Here is a 5,062-nt window from a genome sequence, read left to right on the forward strand (position 1 = left end):
GTCGACTGGACCGCCGGCACCGTCCAGCTCCTCACCGAGTCGCGGCCGTGGCCGCAGACCGGACGCCCCCGACGCGCCGCCGTCTCCGCCTTCGGTGTCAGCGGCACCAACGCCCACGTCATCCTCGAACAGGCACCCCCCGAAGAACCCACCCAGGAACAGACCGGACAGCCCGTCGAAAAGCCCGCCGCTGAGCCCGACTCGACTCCGGCCGTGGTGCCGTGGAAGCTGTCTGCGGCCACGCCCGCCGCGCTCGCCGACTCCGCCCAGCGTCTCCTGGACCACCTCCACCGCCACCCGGACCTGACCCCCGTGCAGGTCGCCACCGACCTCGCCCGCCGGCCCGACCTCGAACATCGCGCCGTCATCACCGCCACCCACCGCGACGACCAGCTCCGCGCCCTCACCGCCCTCACCCAGCACACCGCCGACCCCGCCCTGACCACCGGCACCCCCCACACCACCGGCAAAACCGTCTTCGTCTTCCCCGGCCAGGGCACCCAATGGACCGGCATGGGCGCCACCCTCCTGGACACCCACCCCGTCTTCGCCGACACCATCACCGCCTGCGACACCGCCCTCGCCCCCTACCAGGACTGGACCGTCACCGACGTCCTACGCCGAACCCCCCACGCCCCCACCCTCGACCGCGTCGACGTCGTCCAACCCGTCACCTTCGCCGTCATGACCGCCCTCGCCCGCCTCTGGCAACACCACGGCATCCACCCCGACGCCGTCATCGGCCACTCCCAAGGCGAAATCGCCGCCGCCCACATCGCCGGCGCCCTCACCCTCGACGACGCCGCCCGCATCATCGCCCTGCGCAGCCAAGCCATCGCCCGCCAACTCGCCAGCCACGGCGCCATGATGGCCATCCCCCTCCCCCACCACGAGCTCACCCCCTGGACCCAACCCCACACCGGCCACATCGAAATCGCCACCATCAACGGACCCCACACCACCGTCGTGGCCGGCGACCCCACCGCCATCGACACCCTCCACACCACCCTCACCGACCACGGCATCCGAGCCCGCAAAATCCCCGTCGACTACGCCTCCCACACCTCACACGTCGAACAACTCCAACCCGAACTCACCCACCTCCTCGCCGACATCACCCCCCACACCCCGGCCATCCCCATGTACTCCACCACCGACACCACATGGATCGACGGCCCCCACCTCACCGGCGACTACTGGTACCGAAACCTCCGCCAAACCGTCCACTTCCACACCGCCACCACCACCCTCGCCGACACCGGCCACCACACCTACATCGAAACCAGCCCCCACCCCGTCCTCCTCCCCTCCATCGAAGACACCCTCACCCAACACACCCCCCACACCCCCACCACCACCCTCCACACCCTCCGACGCAACCAACACGAACCCACCACCTTCCACCAAGCACTCGCCACCCTCCACACCCACACCCACCACACCCCCACCTGGCACCTCCCCACCACACCCACCAACCCCCACACCCCCCTCCCCACCTACCCCTTCCAACACCAGCGCTACTGGCTGAAGACGGACGGGAAGGCCATGGACATCGGCGCCGTGGGCCTGGACCGGAGCGGGCATCCGCTGCTCGGCGCGGTGGTGCGTCTGCCGGAGTCGGACGGAGCGGTGTTCACCAACCGGGTGTCGCTGCGCACGCAGCCGTGGCTGGCAGAGCACGCCGTGTCCGGGACCGTTCTCGTGCCCGGCACCGCGCTGCTCGAACTGGTCGTCCGCGCCGGCGACGAGCTGGGGGCGGCCGTGGTGTCGGAGCTGGTGGTCGAGACACCGCTGGCCGTACCGGCGACCGGCTCAGCGGACCTGCGGGTGTCCGTCGGGGACCCCGACGAGTCCGGCCTGCGGCCGGTCACGGTCCACTCGCGCGCCGGGGACGCCGACGCGGAAGCGGCGTGGACCCGGCACGTCACCGGACACCTCAGCGCCGTCCCGCAGCCGCTGCCCCTCGCCGGTCCTGCGGTCTGGCCGCCCGCCGGGGCCGAAGCGGTCGCGGTGGACGACTTCTACGCGGAGGAGCAGGCGGCCGGGTTCGAGTTCGGCCCGCTGTTCCAGGGCCTGCGGGCTGTCTGGGTCCAGGGCGACGAGGTCTTCGCCGAGGTCGGCCTCCCGGACGACGCCGACGTCTCCACGGCCTTCCTGCTCCATCCCGCGCTGCTGGACTCGGCCCTGCACGCCGCCGCCTTCCTGCCCGGCCGCCGCGGTGGGGACGCCCCGGTCCGGCTGCCGTTCGCCTGGAGCGAGGTGGCCCTGCACGCGACGGGTGCGACCGCACTGCGGGTGCACATCCGCCCGGTGGGCGCCGACGACATCGCCGTGGAGGTGACCGACCCGACGGGTGCTCCGGTCGCCTCGGTCGGCCGGCTCGTCACCCGCCCGGTCGACGCCGGCCGGATCGGCGAGCAGGGCGGCACCGCCGACATGCTGTTCGCCACCGGCTGGACGCCGCTCGGGGTGGATGCGACGAGCCCGCTGCCCGAGTCGGTGCCCGGAGACCTGCTGGACCTGACCGGTCCCGGCACCTCACCGGACCTGCCCGTGCCCCGGCGTTCGCGGGCCCTGGTCACCCGTGCTCTGGAGGCGATCCAGGAGCACCTGGGCAAGCCGGAGCCCGGGGCCCTGCTGGTGGTGCTCACGCGCGACGCGCGGCGCGACCCGGCCATGGCCTCCGTATGGGGACTGGTCCGGGTGGCACAGTCGGAGCACCCCGGCCAGGTGGTCCTGGCCGACGTGGACGAGGCCGCGGAGTCCCGGCGGCTGCTGCCCGCCGCCGTCGCGACGGGTGAGCCGCAACTGGCCGTGCACGCCGGTGCCGTCTCCGTACCGCGCCTCGGCCGGTTCCAGCCCGCCGAGGCCGGGCCCGCCCCGCTGGACACCGACGGCACCGTGCTGGTGACGGGCGGCACCGGCACCCTGGGCGGGCTGGTCGCGCGGCGGCTGGTGACCCACCACGGGGTACGGCACCTGCTGCTCACCAGTCGGCGCGGCCCCGACGCGCCGGGGGCGCACCAGCTGCGGGAGGAACTCAGCGCGCTGGGCGCCACGGTGGCCGTCACGGCGTGCGACATCGGCGACCGCGTGGCGGTCGAGGAGCTGATCGCGGGGGTGCCGGCGGAGCAACCGCTCACCGCCGTGATCCACAGCGCGGCCGTGCTCGACGACGGTGTGTTCACCTCGCTCGATCCCGCGCGGATCGGCACGGTGTTCGCGCCGAAGGTCGACGGTGCCTGGAATCTGCACCTGGCGACCGAGGACCTCGGCCTGGCGGCGTTCGTGCTGTTCTCCTCGGCCTCGGGCACGCTGGGCAACGCCGGCCAGGGCAACTACGCCGCGGGCAACGGGTTCCTCGACGGCCTGGCCGCGTACCGCCGGCAGCTCGGGCTGCCCGGTCTCTCGCTGGCCTGGGGCCTGTGGGAGCAGGCGAGCGAGATGACCGGGGCGCTGCTGGACGGCACACGCGGACACCTCAAGCAGGACGTGCTCGCGATGAGCGACGAGGAGGGCCTGCAGCTCTTCGACGCCGCCCTGTCCGGCGCCGCCGCGCCGGACAGCCCCTCGGTGCTGGTGCCCGTCAAGCTCAGCCGCACGGCACTGCGGCAGTCCGTGAACCCGCCCGCCGTGCTCAGGGACCTGGTGCCCCGCACCCGGCCCGCCGCGCGGCAGGCCGCCGCCGAAGCGCCGGACTCCTTCCTCGACCTGCTGCGCCGGAGCACCGCTCCGGAGCAGTCGAAGAAGCTTCTGGACATGGTGCTCACGCACACCGCGGCGACGCTGGGGCACACCACTGCCGGGGCGGTCGACGAACGGCAGGCCTTCAAGGAGCTCGGCTTCGACTCGCTGGCCGCCGTCGACCTGCGCAACCGCATCGGCACGACGACCGGCCTGCGGCTCCCGGCGACCCTCGTCTTCGACTACCCCACCCCTGCGGCGCTCGCCCGGTACGTCGGGGAGCAGCTCGGCCTCGACAGCGGCGAGGACGGGTCGGCCACCGAGGCGCTGGCAGAGCTGCACCGACTCGAGGCCTCGCTCGACGAGCTGGCGCTGGAGCCCGGCGACCGCGCGGAGATAGCGGACCGGCTGCGCAAGCTGGCGGCCAAGTGGCACGTCCCCGCCACAGGTCCCGGGCCGGATCTGGAGCTGGCGACCGATGAGGAGATCCTGCGTCTCGCCGAAGCCGAACTGGACCTGCCGTGAGCCACGAACGCGTAAAGGACCCTTCCGTGACCAGTGACAACAAGCTTCGCGACTATCTGAAGCGGACCCTCGTCGAGCTCCGGCAGGCCCGCGAGAGGCTGCACGAGGCCGAGGCCCGGCTGCAGGAGCCGATCGCCATCGTCGGCATGGGCTGCCGGCTGCCCGGCGGCGTCGCCTCCCCGGAGGACCTGTGGCGGCTGGTGGATTCCGGCACGGACGCCATCACCGCCTTCCCCGAGGACCGCGGGTGGGACGTGGAGGGCCTCTACGACCCCGACCCGGACGCACCCGGCAAGGCGTACGTCCGCGAGGGCGGGTTCCTCCAGGACGCCGGCGGCTTCGACGCGGAGTTCTTCGGCATCTCCCCGCGCGAGGCGCTGTCGCTCAACCCGCAGCAGCGGCACCTGCTGGAGGTGTCCTGGGAGACCATTGAAAGGGCGGGGATCGACCCGACCACTCTGCACGGCAGCAGGACCGGCGTGTTCGCCGGCGTGATGTACCACGACTATGCGCCGCCGCTGCGGGAGATACCCCGCGAGGTCGAGGGCCTGCTGAGCATCGGCAACTCCGGCAGCGCGGCCTCCGGCCGGATCTCCTACACCCTCGGGCTGGAGGGTCCGGCGGTGACCGTGGAGACCGCGTGTTCGTCGTCGCTGGTGGCGCTGCACCTGGCCGCGCAGTCCCTGCGCTCGGGCGAGTGCGACCTCGCCCTGGCCGGCGGTGCGGCCATCATGGCGGCGCCCGACACGCTCGTGCACTTCTCGCGGCAGCGGGGGCTGGCGCCCGACGCCCGCTGCAAGGCGTTCGCCGCCGCCGCCGACGGCACCGGCTGGTCCGAGGGCGTGGCCCTCGT

2 protein-coding genes are annotated in these 5,062 nt (G+C 73.2%); both read left to right on the top strand.

Annotation, left to right across the window (positions count from 1 at the left end):
• On the top strand, nt 1-4,209 hold a 4,209-nt coding region (locus ACIP4X_RS35665; protein WP_401352521.1), incomplete at its 5' end, for an SDR family NAD(P)-dependent oxidoreductase.
• A gap of 26 nt (nt 4,210-4,235) precedes the next feature.
• On the top strand, nt 4,236-5,062 hold an 827-nt coding region (locus tag ACIP4X_RS35670; protein WP_358738387.1), incomplete at its 3' end, for a beta-ketoacyl synthase N-terminal-like domain-containing protein.

This window comes from Streptomyces sp. NPDC088817, assembly GCF_044750345.1.
Lineage (GTDB): Bacteria > Actinomycetota > Actinomycetes > Streptomycetales > Streptomycetaceae > Streptomyces.